This is a genomic window from Paraflavitalea devenefica (assembly GCF_011759375.1).
In the GTDB taxonomy this organism is placed as follows: Bacteria; Bacteroidota; Bacteroidia; order Chitinophagales; family Chitinophagaceae; genus Paraflavitalea; species Paraflavitalea devenefica.
Genome location: NZ_JAARML010000001.1, coordinates 2,026,420 through 2,043,605, shown reverse-complemented (window position 1 = coordinate 2,043,605; position 17,186 = coordinate 2,026,420). Strand labels below are relative to the sequence as shown.

The 17,186-nt window shown below is 46.6% G+C and carries 16 protein-coding genes; 9 read left to right on the top strand and 7 right to left on the bottom strand.

The annotated features are described in order from the left end of the window. The first annotated feature begins 75 nt into the window (after nt 1-75). Nucleotides 76-1,581, top strand: coding sequence for an LptF/LptG family permease (locus HB364_RS08390; protein WP_167287436.1), 1,506 nt, complete (start codon nt 76-78; stop codon nt 1,579-1,581). Nucleotides 1,582-1,601: 20 nt separating this feature from the next. Here HB364_RS08390 and HB364_RS08385 read toward each other — a convergent pair whose 3' ends face one another. The 3 genes from HB364_RS08385 to HB364_RS08375 are packed head-to-tail and all read right to left on the bottom strand — an operon-like array spanning nt 1,602 to nt 3,816. Then, entirely contained in the window at nt 1,602-2,318 is a 717-nt protein-coding gene (locus HB364_RS08385; protein ID WP_167287435.1) for a hypothetical protein, read from the bottom strand. Nucleotides 2,319-2,360: 42 nt separating this feature from the next. After that, nucleotides 2,361-3,275, bottom strand: coding sequence for a hypothetical protein (locus tag HB364_RS08380; RefSeq protein ID WP_167287434.1), 915 nt, complete (start codon nt 3,273-3,275; stop codon nt 2,361-2,363). Then, entirely contained in the window at nt 3,265-3,816 is a 552-nt protein-coding gene (locus HB364_RS08375) for an RNA polymerase sigma factor (RefSeq protein WP_167287433.1), read from the bottom strand. Before HB364_RS08375 ends, HB364_RS08380 begins: the two co-directional genes overlap by 11 nt. A 620-nt stretch (nt 3,817-4,436) precedes the next feature. On the opposite strand from HB364_RS08375, the gene HB364_RS08370 reads away from it, so the two are divergent. The 7 genes from HB364_RS08370 to HB364_RS08340 all read left to right on the top strand — a co-directional run bounded on the left by HB364_RS08370 (nt 4,437) and on the right by HB364_RS08340 (nt 10,815). Next, nucleotides 4,437-4,703, top strand: a complete 267-nt coding sequence (locus HB364_RS08370) for an RNA polymerase sigma factor (protein ID WP_167287432.1) — start codon at nt 4,437-4,439, stop codon at nt 4,701-4,703. A gap of 63 nt (nt 4,704-4,766) precedes the next feature. Continuing rightward, nucleotides 4,767-5,402: a response regulator transcription factor gene (locus HB364_RS08365; RefSeq protein ID WP_167287431.1), complete on the top strand. Its 636-nt coding sequence runs from the start codon at nt 4,767-4,769 to the stop codon at nt 5,400-5,402. Nucleotides 5,403-5,524: 122 nt separating this feature from the next. Further along, entirely contained in the window at nt 5,525-6,169 is a 645-nt protein-coding gene (locus tag HB364_RS08360; protein ID WP_167287430.1) for a hypothetical protein, read from the top strand. Between the two features lie 165 nt (nt 6,170-6,334). Next, nucleotides 6,335-7,861 carry a T9SS type A sorting domain-containing protein gene (locus HB364_RS08355; RefSeq protein WP_167287429.1) on the top strand — a complete coding sequence of 509 codons (1,527 nt, stop codon included), beginning with the start codon at nt 6,335-6,337 and terminating at the stop codon, nt 7,859-7,861. Nucleotides 7,862-7,906: 45 nt separating this feature from the next. Next, nucleotides 7,907-8,902: a cation diffusion facilitator family transporter gene (locus HB364_RS08350; RefSeq protein ID WP_167287428.1), complete on the top strand. Its 996-nt coding sequence runs from the start codon at nt 7,907-7,909 to the stop codon at nt 8,900-8,902. 86 nt (nt 8,903-8,988) lie between these two features. Then, nucleotides 8,989-10,359 carry a dipeptidase gene (locus HB364_RS08345; RefSeq protein ID WP_167287427.1) on the top strand — a complete coding sequence of 457 codons (1,371 nt, stop codon included), beginning with the start codon at nt 8,989-8,991 and terminating at the stop codon, nt 10,357-10,359. A 66-nt stretch (nt 10,360-10,425) separates the two neighbouring features. Beyond that, a complete protein-coding gene (locus HB364_RS08340) occupies nt 10,426-10,815 on the top strand; it encodes an RNA-binding S4 domain-containing protein (protein ID WP_167287426.1) in 390 nt (129 codons plus the stop codon). Nucleotides 10,816-10,926: 111 nt separating this feature from the next. On the opposite strand, the gene HB364_RS08335 is transcribed toward HB364_RS08340, so the two are convergent. After that, complete coding sequence (locus tag HB364_RS08335; protein WP_167287425.1) at nt 10,927-12,429, bottom strand: DUF5723 family protein; 1,503 nt, start codon at nt 12,427-12,429, stop codon at nt 10,927-10,929. Nucleotides 12,430-12,575: 146 nt separating this feature from the next. On the opposite strand from HB364_RS08335, the gene trmD reads away from it, so the two are divergent. Next, nucleotides 12,576-13,253: a tRNA (guanosine(37)-N1)-methyltransferase TrmD gene (trmD, locus tag HB364_RS08330; protein ID WP_167287424.1), complete on the top strand. Its 678-nt coding sequence runs from the start codon at nt 12,576-12,578 to the stop codon at nt 13,251-13,253. A 51-nt stretch (nt 13,254-13,304) separates the two neighbouring features. Here trmD and HB364_RS08325 read toward each other — a convergent pair whose 3' ends face one another. The 3 genes from HB364_RS08325 to HB364_RS08315 form a co-directional block, all read right to left on the bottom strand. Then, complete coding sequence (locus HB364_RS08325; protein WP_167287423.1) at nt 13,305-13,442, bottom strand: hypothetical protein; 138 nt, start codon at nt 13,440-13,442, stop codon at nt 13,305-13,307. Nucleotides 13,443-13,858: 416 nt separating this feature from the next. Next, a complete protein-coding gene (locus HB364_RS08320; protein WP_167287422.1) occupies nt 13,859-16,312 on the bottom strand; it encodes a TIM-barrel domain-containing protein in 2,454 nt (817 codons plus the stop codon). An 87-nt stretch (nt 16,313-16,399) separates the two neighbouring features. Further along, nucleotides 16,400-17,125 carry a LolA-like protein gene (locus tag HB364_RS08315; protein ID WP_167287421.1) on the bottom strand — a complete coding sequence of 242 codons (726 nt, stop codon included), beginning with the start codon at nt 17,123-17,125 and terminating at the stop codon, nt 16,400-16,402. Nucleotides 17,126-17,186: the final 61 nt, after the last annotated feature.

Sequence of the window (17,186 nt, the reverse complement as noted above, 5' to 3'; positions counted from 1 at the left end):
GGTTTCATGACGCTGATTAAACTTAAACGCGCCTAACCCGAAACACGAAACCCGGCACACGAAACTCATAAGATTGTGATCAAAAAACTGGATATACTGGTACTGAAGGCATTTATAGGGCCATTCATTGCCACTTTTTTCCTCACGCTGTTTGTGTTGATCTTACAGTTTTTCTGGCTGTGGATTGATGATTTTGTGGGTAAGGGTATTGATACGATGACGATCGTGCGACTGATCGTATACCTGAGCGCTACGCTGGTGCCCCTGGCCCTGCCCCTGGCCGTGTTGCTTTCCTCCATTATGACTTTCGGTAACCTGGGTGAGACCTTTGAGCTGGTAGCGATTAAATCGGCCGGCATTGGCCTGCTGCGCTTTATGCGTTCCCTGCTGGTGACCACGATACTGATGGCCGGGCTGGCTTTTTATTTTAATAATAATGTGATCCCGGTAGCCAACCTGAAGATGAAGACGCTGCAGTATGACCTGGTGAATAAGAAGCCGGCATTTGATCTGAAGGAAGGGCAGTTTTATACAATGATCCCCGGCTATTCGATCAAGGTGTCTAAAAAGATCAATGACTCTATCCTGAATGATATTATCATTTATGAAAGCAGCCCCGGTGCGCAGGATAATATGATTTCCGCCAAACGGGGCATTATGCGCATGTCGGATGATAAACACTCCCTGGAGTTTACGTTGCAAAACGGCTGGCGCTATGAGGAGGAAGGAGAACGTACAGGCATCAATACCCGGTTTTACCGGATGGGCTTCCAGGAGTATAAGAAAGTACTTGACCTGAGCGCGCTGAAGATGAATTTTACGAATGACAGTGTGTACAAGGACCGGGCGGAGATGCTGAGCGTACGGCAACTGAGTAAGACGATTGATTCCCTGCAACGGATGTTACAGCAGTCGCAGGAACGACACAAGATGGAATTGAAAGCCTACCTGCCCTTTATCCAATATGTTGACAGTGGATGGGCCAATGTAAAGGTACCGGCCATCAGGAAGGATAGTTCGTTCCGGAAGATGCTGCCAGACAGTGCCCGTTCGGGCGTGCTGGACCAAAGTATATCATATGGCAATTCCATTAAGTCGGTGCTGGAAGGCGCTTCTACAGAATATGAAAACAAACGTAAGGAATTGCGTCTGCACCTGATGACCTGGCACGAGAAGTTTACGATGTCTATTGCCGTACTGGTATTATTCCTGATCGGCGCCCCGCTGGGCTCTATTGTACGCAAGGGTGGCATTGGGACACCGGTGGTATTTGCCATTGTATTTTTTGTGATCTTTTTCCTGCTGAATAATTTCGGAAAGAAGTTTGTGAAAGAAGATGTGTTGCAACCTTTTGCCGGCATGTGGCTGGCCACGATCGTATTGCTCCCTATCGGCCTGTTCCTGATCTATAAGGCGCTGCACGACTCGCAATTGTTTAACCAGGAGTTTTATTTCCGCATTTTCCGGAGCATCCGCCGCTTTTTATCCAGGAAAAAGGCTATGGAACCTATGAAGGCCACCCCGGAGATGACTTCAACTACTGAAGATATGGCGGTGATACAACGTGAAGAACATGAATGAGCGGCGCCGGTAAATCTCACTTATTTATCTTTTTCTTCCATAGCGCCTGATTGGTATTCCTGCACGGTATAACCTTTAGAGGGTACTTTGAGGATGTTCTGATCTATTGGCTTTCTGCTGATGGCTGTTGCTGTATAGGTAATTTTCCCTTTTTTGTATTCATAGGTGTATTTTAATACAAGCCCGGGAATGCAGGCAAAGACGGGTTCCGCTGCCGCCAGTTCGGCACGCTGGATATCCTGTGTATAGAAGGCTGTTATACTTCTGCCATCGGCCAGGGAGAGGACAGCCTTTTTGCAGTGATAGCCGGAAATAGAGACTGTATCATCCATAAGGCGACAGGTGGCCTGGTCATATTTGGCATTGTATTGCTTCCACTGGGTGGCCGACAGGTAGACTTTATGTTTGTTCTTTCCTGATTCCTTCACAATAGCGGCTACCCGGTCGGGGTTGCCGGAAGGCAGGAGGAAGATGCTTTGCATACGCATGAGGCTTACCAGGCGCAATCTTGCCAACCCATTGCTGATGAAGATGGTTTTGGTACCTCCATTATAAGCTTCGCCAATACCAATGCTCTTGTTCTTTGCCTTCATCAATTCAATGGTGTAGGTCACGGTTAAGTCGGCCTCTGATCTGTCGGCGGGTACTTGTGCTATACAGGTTGTATCCGGTGCTTTTATAAAAGAAGCACAACACAGGAAGAAGATGGCAAGACTGGCGAACCGTGATTGAGACATGATGCAATGATTAAACAATTGGATAAGGTTTAGTAGGATAATCTAATATTTATATATGAACTCGGCCAGGTCAATAGGATCAAGCGGATTAGCAGCACGTTTTTGATCAAAACGGGCGCCATCGGCTTTCTTCCACCGTTCCAGTTTTTCTTTTTCCTTCCTGGCTTTCCGCGTAAGCGTTCCCTTCGACTTGCGTTGGTACATTTTCTTCAACATGTCCATCATGTTCTGGGAGATGGTGAAGTAGCTGTATTGATCAAGCCTTATGGTGAGCTCACTGTTTTCCTCCTCTGTTAAAAAGGAAGGCAGTTCTTCATACTGGTAACTGGCGAAGGTGACAAAGAAATCATTATCTACTAATTGCATGCCGACGCCTTCAGCCGTGAACCGGTTATTCTTAAAGTAATTCTCTGTTTTTACATTATCATATAGCTGGAACCTGGCTATTACGGAATCGGGATGTGCAGCAGTCTGATGAACGGAATCAATAACAGGTATGTTTTGAGGTGTGGTTTGGCCGGCCAGCTCAACCGATGGTTTATCAGGTGATTGAACAGCGAAACGATAGATACCCCATCCGGCTGCTACGAGCAGCAGGGCAGCGGCAATAGCCCTGAGCGGTGTAAAAAGCTTTCTGATGGGCGCCTTAACGGCAAGGCTATCGGTGGATACCGCGCGGACGATGCGCTCAAAGGCATCAGCCGGCGGCGCAACAGCAACGTCCTGCAGGAAAGAAAACAGCGGTTTGCCGGCAATGGCATCCGCTATCGCCACAGGCATAAAAGAAGGCGGTTGTATTTCCAGTTGCTGAAGGCCCTGCAGGATACCCTGCCATTTGGCCTCTTCAGCCTGGGCGCTTTCTGCCTGCAGCCTGTGAAACAGGCTGTGGAACACCTCTGGCGGAGGCTGCACCTCATACTGCTGTAAGCGGTTTAATATATCAGCTTTATTCGCCATTGGTTTCTTTAAATAGTTTTTGGAGGTATGCTCTTGCCCTGAATAGTTGTGACCTGCTGCCCTCTTCCGAGATCTCGAGCATTTCTCCTATTTCTTTATGGTTGTAACCTTCTACGAGATTGAGGTTGATAACGGTCCGGTAGCCATCGGGCAATTGGCGGATCATTTTCATCAGGTCTTCGTTGGTTAGCTTATCATAACCATTCAGCCCGTCAGAGGCGATGTCTATATCTTCCGAGATACTGGTTAAGACTGCCTTTTTTTTCCTGATGAAATCAATGCAGGTACCCACGAAGATCCTGCGGGCCCAGCCTTCGAATGACCCGTCGCCCCTGAAACCAGCGAGGTGCCTGTATAGTTTTACAAATCCTTCCTGGAAGCAGTCATTGGCATCATTGGCATTTCCGGCATAGCGAAGGCAAAGGCTATACATTTTGCCGGCTATGTGATCATAGAGTTGCTGAAAGGCTTTGTTATCACCATTTGCAGCCTTTTGAGTTAAGACCTCAAAAAGTGGAGGGGCGTTGCGTAGAGGTTCCATTGGGCAAATATCTGATTTTTCCAGGTATGCCGACCACCGAGCATCAACCTCCACGCATAACTGAAAAAAATCTGACATTTTTTTTAGTTTCCGCGAAACGTTTGAACCTCTCTTCCGGTCTAATGAATAGTATACGGATTTTAAAGAGCTTAGACCTTGTTGATCAAACCCTTGCACTTGGGTGCTTACCTCCCTTTTTTCCTGTAAATACAGTTTGTGTTTACCAGTGATGGATGCTGTTTGCGTTCCGGCATGGCAGGTATTGCTTTGCCTGGATACAAATACCAGGGGGAACCTTATTGCCCAAAAGATTGATTTGTAAGTACAGACAATAAAACAGGACTTTTTAGCGACCGCCTGAAGGCTGGCTATGCTAAATGAACGGTTAAACGGTGGTGGTTTTTCAGTTTAGTTACAGTTAGTTACCAAGGTAAAACAGAAGCCGGCAGGCGGAAGGAGTGGTTTTTTCTGCCCCGGCATTTTTAATCCGTACCCTATCCTTGATTTGCGCATACCCCCTGTGCCACAAATGTCTTTCCCATCCGTACCCTTTTTTTGCTAGCCCTATTAACCCTATTGTTATGTATCCCCTATTAAAAAGTGTTCCAATTTCAGACCGTATGAAAGAAGCTGATTTTAAAGATGAATTTGTTCTATTGGAAGGATTAAAAGACAGGAATATCCACTCCTATATCAGGTTGTACAAAGAGTATTCGGAAGATCTGCTGGTATTGGCCTATACTTTAACAGGCGACCCTGTTCTTGCCAGCAATGCGGTAGACCGCTTATTTACTGCCCTGTATGAAAAAGACCTGTTTATGCAGGTAGAACCACCTCTTCATCATTTCCTGTACTCGGAGTTACGGAAGTATTGCCCAAATAAATGATGTTTTTTACTACATGATTATGTAGTAGCCGCCTATTTTTGTGGTAGTACTTTTAATGTGCTAATGGCGGTAAGAATTTTATTATATGACGACAATGAGGCCCTCCGGCAAAGTATGGAGACTTTGTTGGGGGAAGAGCCTGACCTGGAATTTATAGCCGGTATTCCCAATGCCGAGACGGTAGAGACAGATGTGCGGGAGCTGGAACCGGATGTGGTATTGATGGATATTGATATGCCCGGGGTCAGTGGCGTGGAAGCTGTGCGGCGCATCCGTAAGATTGACATCCAGCTTCCGATCATTATGCTGACGGTTTTTGATGATAATGAGAATATATTCCGGGCTATTTGTGCCGGTGCCAGTGGTTATATCCTCAAACGTTACGCATCCATAGAGGTGGCGGCGGCTGTTCGCAATGTATTGACGGGCGGCGCTCCCATGACCGGTACCGTGGCCCGTAAGGTGTTGATGATGATCCCGCCTGCTCATAATACCGACCAGGAGAAAACTGATCTGTCCGAGAAGGAGATCAGCATCCTGCAATTGCTGGTGCAGGGATTCAGCTATAAGATGATCGCCGCCCAGTTGAAGATCAGCCATGATACAGTACGCTTCTACATTAAGAAGATCTACGATAAGCTCCATGTACACTCTGCCACAGAAGCTGTTTCCAAAGCGATCAAAGATGGATTGGTTTGAGGGTCCTTCCGTTTAGCTGCATGATAAATTTAAGACACGCTCATTTATAGACCGTACACTACATGAAGATGTAGTGGAACGATGTTCGAGACAGTATAGTTTTGGATAAACCTTTACTGTTTATGAAACAACTACTCTTTTTCCTACTTGTGCTACGTGGTATGACCGGAACAGCACAAAATGTGGGCATTGGTATTACCAGTCCTGTTTGTAAGCTGGATGTTTGGAGCCCGGAATCCTTTGTTTCCCGCTTTTCGGGCCCCGATGGGATGTATGTTATTTTTACCGAGAATGGCCTTTACCGGGGCTATATAGGTTCCTTTTCAGGGAATGCAGAAGATGTGGATTTCGGTACCGGCGCAGGAAATACCACCGGCAAAGTCCACCTTACTATCCAGGCATCTCCCAAACTTACTGTTGAGACCGATGGCAATATTAACATCCAGGAAGAGCTGAACCGCTCTTCCAAAACAGGTACGGCCAACCTGCTGCCAATCTGTTATGGAAATATAAGTTCCGCCGGCACCATATATACCGGAAGTGGCAATTTTACAGTGAGCCGCATTATTACAGGTTGGTATGCCATCACGATCACCGGTGAGAATTACCAGTTTCAGCAATATGTAACTGTGGTTACCCCCTCGGGCAGTACAACGCCGGTTATCACCTCTCTCGGCAGTGGCAGCGGCAACCTGCATGTTCATATTTTTAACCTGGCCGGTGCTGAGGTGGATAACCAGTTTTCCTTTGTGGTGTATAAGCAGTGAGCGGCAGCCGGCAATGAGTCGCTGACAGGTGGCTGTTTATTCCATTTACTCAGTAAAAGCTGCCGGTTACTAAGTAACCCGAAGAGGGCTTCGGGAAAGTAATATTTTGCACTACCTTTTAATGTACCCACTGGTTGATATTACTGGTCACCTCCAAACTTATTTATGAAAAAGAATTGTGTTATTACAGGCCTGTATGTGATGGCCCTGTTACCGGGATATGCTCAATTGACTGTTCAATCAGGCGCTACGTTACATATACAAAACGGCGCACAGGTAGCAGTACAAGGCAATGTTACACTGGCGAACGGAAGTACGCTGGTGAATAACGGCGTTGTCAATATCGGCAATAACAGCGGCCTTGCTGCTGACTTTACAGATAATACCGCCTCGGGATATAGTTATGGTACCGGCCGGTTTGTATTTACCAGTACCGGTAATCAAGCGATTAACAGCCTCAACACTTTTGACCGTGTTGATATGAATGGCAGCAGCCTGACGTTGGGCAGCAATATTACTGCCAATAAATGGTACCTGGTAAAAGGCGTTATTAATACCGGCGCCTTTATGGCGATAGCTCCGGGCACTACACAACTGGCCGTAGAAGCCGATGCCAGCAATCCCGGTTTTACGAATGGCTGGTTCAATGGAAGACTACGTCGCTCTGTAACCCCGGCTACTGTGAATAATTATAAGTTTCCGGTAGGCAATGCGGTAAGGTCCAATGTAGCTGAACTGGATAACCTTACCGCCAATGCACTGAATAATGTTACTTATATAGACGCTTTCTTTGGTCCCAAAACAGGAACAGATGCCGGGCTTATGGTAACTGAACAAGGCGCCACGTATGTAAGCATCAGCGATGGCGGTATCTGGCATTTAACCCCCAATGTGGCCCCCACGGCCGGTAAGTACAATCTTAAGTTATCACTCAATGGATTTACCGGTTTGACCGATAACCAATTTGCCATATTACGCCGTCCGGAAGGCTCTGTGAGCGGGGCAGATTGGAGCGTTCCTGCCGGCAGTAATGTGAATGGTAATGGGGGCGCAGGCCGGATGGTAACACATGGTTATGCGCTCAGGAATAACCTGGGAAACTTCAGTGAGTTTGGCATTGGTTCATTGTCTGCAGCGCTGCCTGTTAAGTTGTCAGACTTTAACGTAAAACGGTTAACGACCAGTACGGTGCAGGTAAACTGGGAAACACAGACGGAACAAAATAATAAAGGATTTGATGTAGAACGCCGGCTGGAGAACGAATCTATTTTTACCGCAAGAGGATTTGTCGGTTCCAAAGCACCTAATGGCAATAGTAACCTGCCGCTTCATTATACGTTTGCCGATGCCAATGATTACAGCGGCATCAGCTATTACCGCCTGAAACAGGTGGACCTGGACAACAGGGTTTATTATTCTTTGATCAAGGCGGTAAAAGGTGAAACAAGCGTGCATGTGACGATCTGGCCCAACCCCAATGAAGGCCAGTTCAGTATACGGCTGGAAGGTGTAAATGGACAGAAAGAAGCGTATATTTTTGACCTGAACGGCAAGATGGTCCAAAGGCTATCGGTGAAAGGAATGCAACCTGTACATGTACATAGCCTTGCTGCCGGTACGTATATCCTCATGATACCAGATGTTTTTGGGCCTGGCGCTCATTTTAAGGAAAAAGTAATGGTGGTACGCTAATCCCTGCCAGAAAATATATTATACTTTTACTCCAAATCTGACGATTTGGAAAAAGGACGGCAAAACCTTCGCATACAGAGATGGGTGGTAACAATAGGCGTGTGTCTGTTCCTGGTTAAGATCGCTGCTTATTTTTTAACCCGGTCAGTAGCTATTCTTACTGACGCGCTGGAAAGCACTGTTAATGTGGCGGCCGGCTTTATTGGTTTGTTCAGCCTATCTGTAGCTGCCAGGCCAAGGGATGAAAACCATCCCTACGGACATGGCAAGGCCGAGTTCCTGTCAGCCGCCGTAGAAGGCACCCTGATCGGGGTAGCTGGCATTATTATTATTTACGAAGCCATCGATAATTTCCTGCACCCGCATCCCCTGCAAAAGCTGGATTATGGCATCTTACTGGTCGCCCTGACTGCCCTCCTGAATTTTGTGATGGGTTATTATAGTGTGCGGCAGGGCAAGAAGAACAATTCTCTGGCGCTGGTTGCCAGCGGCAGGCACCTGCAATCCGATACGTATTCCACTATTGGCATTATCCTGGGCCTTTTACTGATCTATTTTACCGGCCTTGCCTGGCTGGATGGCGCTGTGGCCATCCTGTTTGCTTTTATTTTGATCTTCACCGGCTACCGCATTTTACGGCATTCGATAGCAGGCATTATGGATGAAGCAGATAAGGAACTGTTGTTAAAGATGGTGGACCTGCTGAATAAACATCGCCGGGAGAACTGGATTGACCTGCACAACCTGCGTGTGATCAAGTATGGTGGCCAGTTACATGTAGATTGCCACCTTACAGTACCCTGGTATTTTAATGTACGCGAAGCGCATCATGAGATTGATGAGTTATCCAGCCTGATCAGGCAGGAGTTTGGCGATTCGCTTGAGTTATTTGTACATTCTGATGGCTGTCTTGATTTTTCCTGCAGCATTTGTACGAAAGCAGATTGTACGGTGCGCAAGCGTCCTTTTGAAAGACAGGTACCCTGGACGCTGGAGAATCTTCCTTTAAACAAAAGACACCAATTAAGCACAAAGACCTGACAAACCCGGCAGGAAATGCGGTTCCCAAAAACAGCCTATATTCGCCTTCCCAATGACTTATTTTTATACTTATTAAATCTGTCAATATGCAAGCCTGGAAAGATTATCAGGAAAAGAATAAGGACCGTTTTCTGAATGAATTGCTGGAATTGTTGCGCATTCCTTCGATCAGTGCGAATAGTGTCAATAAGGAGGATATGAGGAAGTGTGCGGAAGCCGTGAAACAACGTTTGCAGGAAGCCGGGGCCGATACTGCTGCTGTATATGAAACAGCAGGCCACCCGGTGGTTTATGGCGAAAAGATTATAGATCCGTCAAAACCTACGGTATTGGTATATGGGCATTATGACGTACAGCCACCTGATCCACTGAATTTATGGAACAGCGGACCTTTCGAGCCGGTGATCAAGGATGGACGTATTTATGCACGCGGATCGGCCGATGATAAAGGCCAGTTTTATATGCACGTGAAGGCATTGGAGATTTTGTCTAAAACGGGTGCATTGACCACGAATATTAAGTTCCTGATAGAAGGGGAAGAAGAAGTAGGATCGCCCAACCTGGGTGCATTTGTAGCTGCGCATAAGGACCTGCTGAAGTGCGATGTGATCCTGATCAGCGATACTGCCATGATCAGCATGAACAATCCTTCTATGGATATTGGCGTACGTGGATTGGCCTATATCCAGGTGGAGGTAACGGCAGCCAACCGCGACCTGCACAGTGGTGTGTATGGCGGCGCTGTAGCCAACCCGATCACTATCCTGGCCAGGATGATCGCCTCCTGCCATGACGAGAATAACCATATTACCATCCCCGGTTTTTATAATGATGTGGTTGAAGCAGGCCAGGAAGAACGTAACCTGATGGCACAGGCGCCTTATGATGAGGAAGCTTATAAGAAAGACCTGGGCGTGAAAGAGTTGTGGGGTGAAAAAGGATTTACGACGAATGAGCGTACCGGCATCCGCCCTACCCTTGAGCTGAATGGCATCTGGGGTGGTTATACCGGTGAAGGCGCCAAGACGGTATTACCTTCAAAAGCATTTGCCAAGATTTCTGCCAGGCTGGTGCCCAATCAATCTTCCCATAATATCACGGAGATCCTGCTGAATTATTTCCGTAAGATCGCACCTGCCTCCGTAACGGTGGACGCAGTAGAGCTGCACGGCGGAGAACCTTATATGACGCCTATTGATTCCCTGGCTTACCAGGCTGCTGCAAAAGCCATTGAAACAACTTTTGGTAAGAAGCCAATCCCCGTACGCGGCGGTGGCAGTATTCCCATTTGTACGATCCTGGAAAAGGAACTGGGTGTAAAGATCGTATTCATGGGCTTTGGGCTGGATAGTGATAACCTGCATTCGCCCAATGAGAAGTTTGACCTGCTGAATTTTTATAAGGGCATTGAAACGATCCCTTATTTCCATAAGTATTTTGCTGAGGTTGGGAAGTAGAGGCAACTGGGCTAAATTTTATAGATCCCGGAAGCGAATAGTTCCGGGATTTTTTAATTTTACAGTATGGGTAGTGAAAAAGAAAAATTACGCATTGACAAGTACCTGTGGGCAATCCGGTTGTTTAAGACGCGGGCGCTGGCAGCAGCAGCCTGTGATGCCGGCAAGGTGAAGCTGCATGATATGCCCGTGAAACCATCCAAGACGGTTTCTGTGGGTGATGAGTACCATGTGAAAACTGAAGCCCGCCGCTGGCGCGTGCAGGTAACAGCCCTCTTGCATAACCGAGTGGCCTATTCTGAAGCCATTAAGTATTATACTGATATTACACCGCCTGAAGAACTGGAACGGATAGAATTCCAGGCTGCCAGCTTTCATACCGGCAAGCGCCTCAGCAAGATTGGCCGTCCTACGAAGAAACAGCGGAGAGAACTGGGGGATTTTTTTGATGAGTAGCCGGGGAGGCATCGAGGTAATAAGACATAAAGGCAACGAGCCCCAATAATATAAGAAAGCCCGCCGGATATCCGGGGGCTTTTGTCTTACCTATAACCTTTGATCAGAAAACTATTGGTTGGTTTCAGCAGGCTCTTTTTTCTCTTTAGCGACTTTTGCTTTGCCTGCCTTGTTTTTATGCAATACTCCAAAGCGGATACCCACGTGCACATCGGCCTGCTTTGACTCTCCTAACAACGCAGTTAAGACACTGCCCGACCCCACGAAGAGCGGACCCAGGCGGAGTGACAGACCTGCATTGAGTTTGGTAAGCCCATTGTAGTTGAGCGGCAGGTAACATCCGAATTTGGAGGTCTCATACCGGGGAGTAAGGGTAAAAGCGTTCTGGTATTGGCTGTTGTAGGGCTTGCTATCACTGCTCACCAGCGAGAACTGGCCGGCAGCGCTAATGTAAAAACCACGGTGCAGGTGGTAATCCACATCTACCTGCAAGGTGGTAGGCAGGCCTACTTTGTAAGTATCTTCTGTACTACCGGCAACAGGTGTAAAATATTGCGGACGACTGTCAAAGAATTGCTTGTAGTCATCCAGTTCCTCATCTGACAGCTCTGACAGGTAAAAGCGTTCAGGACCTGTAACACCGAGGTCATAAGCACCACTCCGGGTGTTATCCCGCTTGTACTTTATGGCGCCTATGTCCAATAAGGCCACCCCTACACGGAGTTTGTATTTGTTCTCATCCCTGCGCCAATCATAGTTTTCACCGTTCCGGTATTTCTGGTGATCGGGCCTGAACTCATATACGAAACCAATATCAGTACCAAAGCCTTTGCTGTCGAACGAAGTAAGATCATCTGCCTCAAAATCATCAAAACGCGCTCCGCCAAACCCCATGCCGATGCGACCCGTGGTATTGGACAGGTAAGCTTTTTCCTCTATTGCATCTTCATTGATGGTGGTACTGAGGTTCTTGATCTGGACATAAGCATTGCCTACACCAGCAAGGTATTTGAGGGTGATACCTCCTTTGAGAAAGTGTTTTTCTTTGTCTATAAGCACCCTGCCAACGCTTGCACCAAATTCAGCCCAGGCATTCATGTTTACACGCATGTTCTTAGCAGCCGTGATGGTATAAGGCAGCCCTGCATCACTTGTATAGCCATCTATTATTTGCTGCATCAGGGTACCATCCACTTCTTCTACATTGGCCATAACCCGGCTACGCGTGGTGATAGCGATAGCTGTCTTTTTACCAATATTAAATAGGAAGGAAGGCCCCAATACGTTAACGCTCATAAGGCCACTGGTAGTACCTGCATTTTTGCCATATAACTGATTTTCCAGGCTATCGGCATTGAATGATTCGCTGAGGTTTTTCAGTTTGAAAGAGGCCTGATTGTTACCACCCAATGCATTCACGGAGATAAGGTTCACATCCCAGCGATAACGGCTGTCTGCAATATTGGCAGGATTAAAGAAGACGCTGTTTACACCGGTATAGTTACCGGTCCTATAGCCGGTATAATCCTGGGCGAAACCAGATAAAGAACTACAAACAAGAACGGGTACGATCGTTTTACGCAATAAAAACTGACCGTTTAATTGCTTAAACATGCGGTTTAGAGGGTTTAGGGGTTATAGGGTCAATAATAAAAACCGGTGTTTCAGGCTTTAAACGCAAAAGCGGTTATTATTATTTGATTAAGCAGCATAGGAAATTTTGGACAAGCGTCCGGATGAGATTCTTTTATCTTTGTGCTATGCGAATTGACATTATTACCGTTTTACCGGAGTTGCTGGAGAGCCCCTTGTCACATTCTATTATGAAGCGTGCCCGGGATAAAGGATTACTGGAAGTACAGGTGCATCATCTGCGTAAATGGGCCGTTAATGATTACGGGCAGGTAGACGATTATCAATATGGCGGCGGGGCCGGCATGGTGATGATGCCCGAACCCCTGGCCAATGCGATTGAAAGTTTATCACAGCATACCCGCTATGATGAGGTTATTTATATGACCCCTGACGGGGAAACTTTTAACCAGGGTACCGCGAACCAGTTGTCTATGAAAGAAAATTTATTGATCATTTGCGGACATTATAAGGGGATTGATCAACGGATACGGGATCATTTCGTAACGAAAGAGATCTCTATTGGTGATTATGTATTGAGTGGTGGTGAGCTGGCGGCTGCGGTAGTAGTTGATGCAGTAGGAAGATTGTTGCCCGGCGTATTAAATGATGAAACGAGCGCCCTTTTTGACTCTTTCCAGGATAATTTGCTGGCGCCTCCTGTATATACGCGTCCGGCCGATTTCCGTGGCTGGAAGGTACCTGATATTTTGCTGAGCGGCGACCTGAAAAAAATAGAAGAATGGCGTTATGAGCAGGCGGTACAACGTACTACGGAAAGAAAGCCGGATCTGTTGAAAGACTGAGGTCGGAAATCCGGGATCAGAAATCCGACCTAAGTTGTCAGGCTTTCGATTTCATTGAACCGCTGTTTTGCTCATAGTAGCGCGATCATATATACCAGCGCGTAGAATACCAATTGCATAAGCAGGTTGACGATGATTGTTTTTTTCATAGAGGTGGATTTTGGCTGCCTCTATAATTGCATGCTTCATGCCAAAAGCTTGTTATCCACATCGCAAAACTACCTGCGGTTTCCGCGATGTATTGTATGTAGTGCTTTCTCACTTAGTTACACTTCATTAATTACTGGTATCTATTAAAGTTCCGGCTTTGGGAAGTTGCTTGCCGGTTATAGTGGGAGGATTTTGGTATCCTGTACTAAAATGATAGTAACCGGGAATAAAAAAATAGCCCGGATAGACATCCAGACTATTTATAATCCAATATCCTATGAAAAACCGATTAGCTTAGGGCAAACGATATACCACCTTTTTTTAAGTGCAAAAAAGCCCGATACAGGTGTTTGGGTAGCTTATTTTGCGGATTTAATTCCGCATTTGTGATTTTGGGTTCCACAATTTGATTTCTTCAATGATGCAAAAGCTCCCCCCTTCCAGAGCACTTATGCTTATTTCAGTTCTATTTTAGTTTGTTTACCGGCAAACTCTATTACTGCTGAAGCAAATTTGCCGCCTGCCAGGCTGATGGGCTTTATGGCCTTGGCTGCAGCCGCCGGCTTACTGTTGACCGTTATAGAAGTAAAAGCGGCCGTGGCCGGAACCAGTATGGTAAATTTCCTTACCTGTTTGCGTTTATAGAGGGCTTCATTATTGGTTTTGATGTCAATGGAAATATTGCTTCCTTGCGCTACGCCGGTAAAAGTAATGAGCTCATAATCGGCTTTTTCCAGGGTCCTGGTACTGGTGCCGTCATCATCATAGAATGTATAGGAGGAAGTAGTCTCTGAAGGATAATAGAGCAGACTGATGTCTTTTGAGTTGTAGGTCTCTACAGATTTAATGGAATCGGCCTGCCATAACGGAATGAACCCACCGGCTTTTACAAATAAAGGTATGCGGTTGATATCTACCGGCTGATTGAGCCATTGTTTTCCATTGAGCAGGGTATTGTCATAGAAGTTGTACCATTTCCCTTCGGGCAGGTAGAGCATTCTGGCAGTAGCGCCCTGACTGGTAACTGGCGCCACAAGTAAGTTATCGCCCCAATAGTATTGGTCTTCTGCTTTGAAAGCATCAGCATCGGCAAAGCTATAGTAGTATAAGGGACGCATGAGCGGCTTGCCCAATACTGCCTGCTCATAGCTCAGCGTATAATTATAAGGCAATAACTGGTAACGCAGGTTGATGTAGTTACGCACGATGGACCGGGTGGGTTCATCCCACAAGGCTGGTTCAGAAGGGATATTCTTTACTGTTTTATCATAGTCTTCCAGTGCGGTGCCATGCGGCCGGAAGATGGGTGTAAAAGCGGCAAACTGTAGCCAGCGGGTATACAACTCAGCATCGGCCTGATCGGCCATGGCAAAGCCACCAGCATCTGAATGCACATAGGGCAGGCCGCTTGCACTCATACCAAGCAATACGGGGAACTGCGATTTAAGTCCACTCCAGTTACGGGCCACATCGCCTGTCCAGGGGAAAACACTATAACGTTGGCTGCCGGCAAAACCGGCCCTGTTCAAATGGAATAAGCGTGTGGAAGGATAATCATCGCGGTATTTCTCAAACAACATTTTACTCCAATAGTGCCCGTAAATGTTGTGTACTTCATCTGCACTCATCGGCCTGTTCACCCCATAATCCTTCAGGTTGTGCATGATTTCCTTCGGATGCTTTTCAGGTTCGCCGAGGTCAGACCACCAACCGGCAACGCCATTGCCAATTTGTTTTTTATAGTATTTCCAGAACCAGTCCTGTGCAGGCTTACGGAAGATATCAACCAGGCCGCCATTGCCAAAGTAAAGGTCGGTGAAGCTGTAAGGTTTACCGGCAGCATCTACTGACAGAAAGGGGGTTGCTTCTGTATAGGTTTTTGATCCCTGCAGAATGAAGGGCTCTGTGATAAGAACAGTTTTGAGGTTGTCTTTAACCCTGAAGTTCTCTATCATGAGTTTGGGATTGGGCCATTGGGTAGTACTCCCCCAATCGAGGTTGCCGAGGGTGCCTTTGATGTTATCGCCAAACCAGAAGAGATCGAAGATGAGCCCATCCATCGGGAATTTGTTGTCGCGCATTTTCTTTACCACCTGCTGCACCTGTTCTTCATTGCGATAGCCGAAGCGGGACACAAAGTTGCCCAATGCCCAGCGCGGCGGTAACGGTTGCCTGCCGGTGATGGCCGTATAGTTACTGAGTATTTCATCCATGTTTTTTCCAAAGACCACATAGAAGGTAAGTTCGCCGCTTTGAAAACCAGCTTCCAGCAGGTTTTTATCCGTAAGGCCAATATCGAAATACCCCTTGGAAGGATTGTCAAAGAACAAGGCATAGCCATTGGAGGAGATGAGCACCGGTACGGAGAAGTTCAGGTTATCGGCGCCAAGGCCATAACCGTAGGCGGCCATGTTGTACAGGTTGAACCTGTAACCACGACGGTCCATGGGCAATGCGCGTTCTCCGCCTCCAAAGAATTTTTCCTGGTCGCTAAGCTGGAAGCGGAATCCGTTGTTATCGCCCTGGGTAAAGAAGGAAGCTGATTTAACTTTTACTTCCCGGCCTGCCCTATAGTAGAGTTTATCGCGCTGTATGATGATGCTGGTATTGTTTTCCAGTTCTACAGTTTGTGCAGTAGCTACTGTTATTTTGGTAGTAAGCGGCTGCGGCTTGGCTATTACCGCATCCGATACCTGTTCTCCACGGGTATACCCTGTGGGCCGGAAGGTGGTTTTGATAACAGGAACGGTATATGACTGAAATGTCCATTCGCCCTCTTTGGCATTATACACGATCTGATCTGCTTTACCATTGAAAGGGTCTTTACCAACGGTATTAACGATTACTTTCTGGGCCTGTGCAATGGTAAGCAGGAAGAGAAGGACCAGGGTCAGCGTAGTTTTCTGCATGATTCGCATTTGGCATGAATTTATAAAAACAAAGGGTGCCGTCAAAAAAATTGGCGGCACCCTTTTGTTAAAGTCAGTTTCTGCTACTTAAGGCTTATCGAATATTTTTGGATCTACGTCTTTGTTTATTTCAATTTTCTTTACGCTTATGTTCAGCGTCATTCCCTGCGGCAGTTCGACAGCAGAAGTGTATGGTGCTACAAAGCCATAGTCAGTTTTTTTATAATCGGAGAAAGTAACACCTTGTTCTATATCCTGGCCACCCATGTTGAGTTTGGTAACTATTTTCAGGACGTACCAGGTCTTGGGGTCAATATACTGAGTAATGTTAGTACCCTCTTTGGTTGTTACATTCAATTTCCAGGCTTTCACGCCATTAATGTCTTCCTGCCCGGCCAACACTACTTTGTTTCCTTTGGCAGCATAATCCAATAACAAACCACCGGCATACAGTTGTGGTTTACTGGCATTGGCCTGCTCTGCAGGCATGTCTTCGGCCGTAACCTGGCCGGCGAGGGGGTTAATGGTCCAGCCACCTTTATCGGCCGTTATACAGTTAATGATTTTCTGACCGTTGAAATCTATTTCATTACGCGAACCTTTACCATATAATGTAGTGGTAGTGCTAAGGGCTTGGTTTCCCATGATATCCATATCAGATTCTATGTAGAGGGATTTCATGCCATTAAGCTTATCTTTTCCGCCTATAGCTTCGAGGTGCTTATTGATGATCTCATCCACCGTTTGGGCACTGCCAGCAAGGCTTGTAGTTAAGGTTGTGAGCGCTATTAAGGATACACGCAGGAATTTCATGATGTTTATTTTTAATTTGATGATTATTATTGTGAAGCAAACCGAATGGGAACCTATGCAT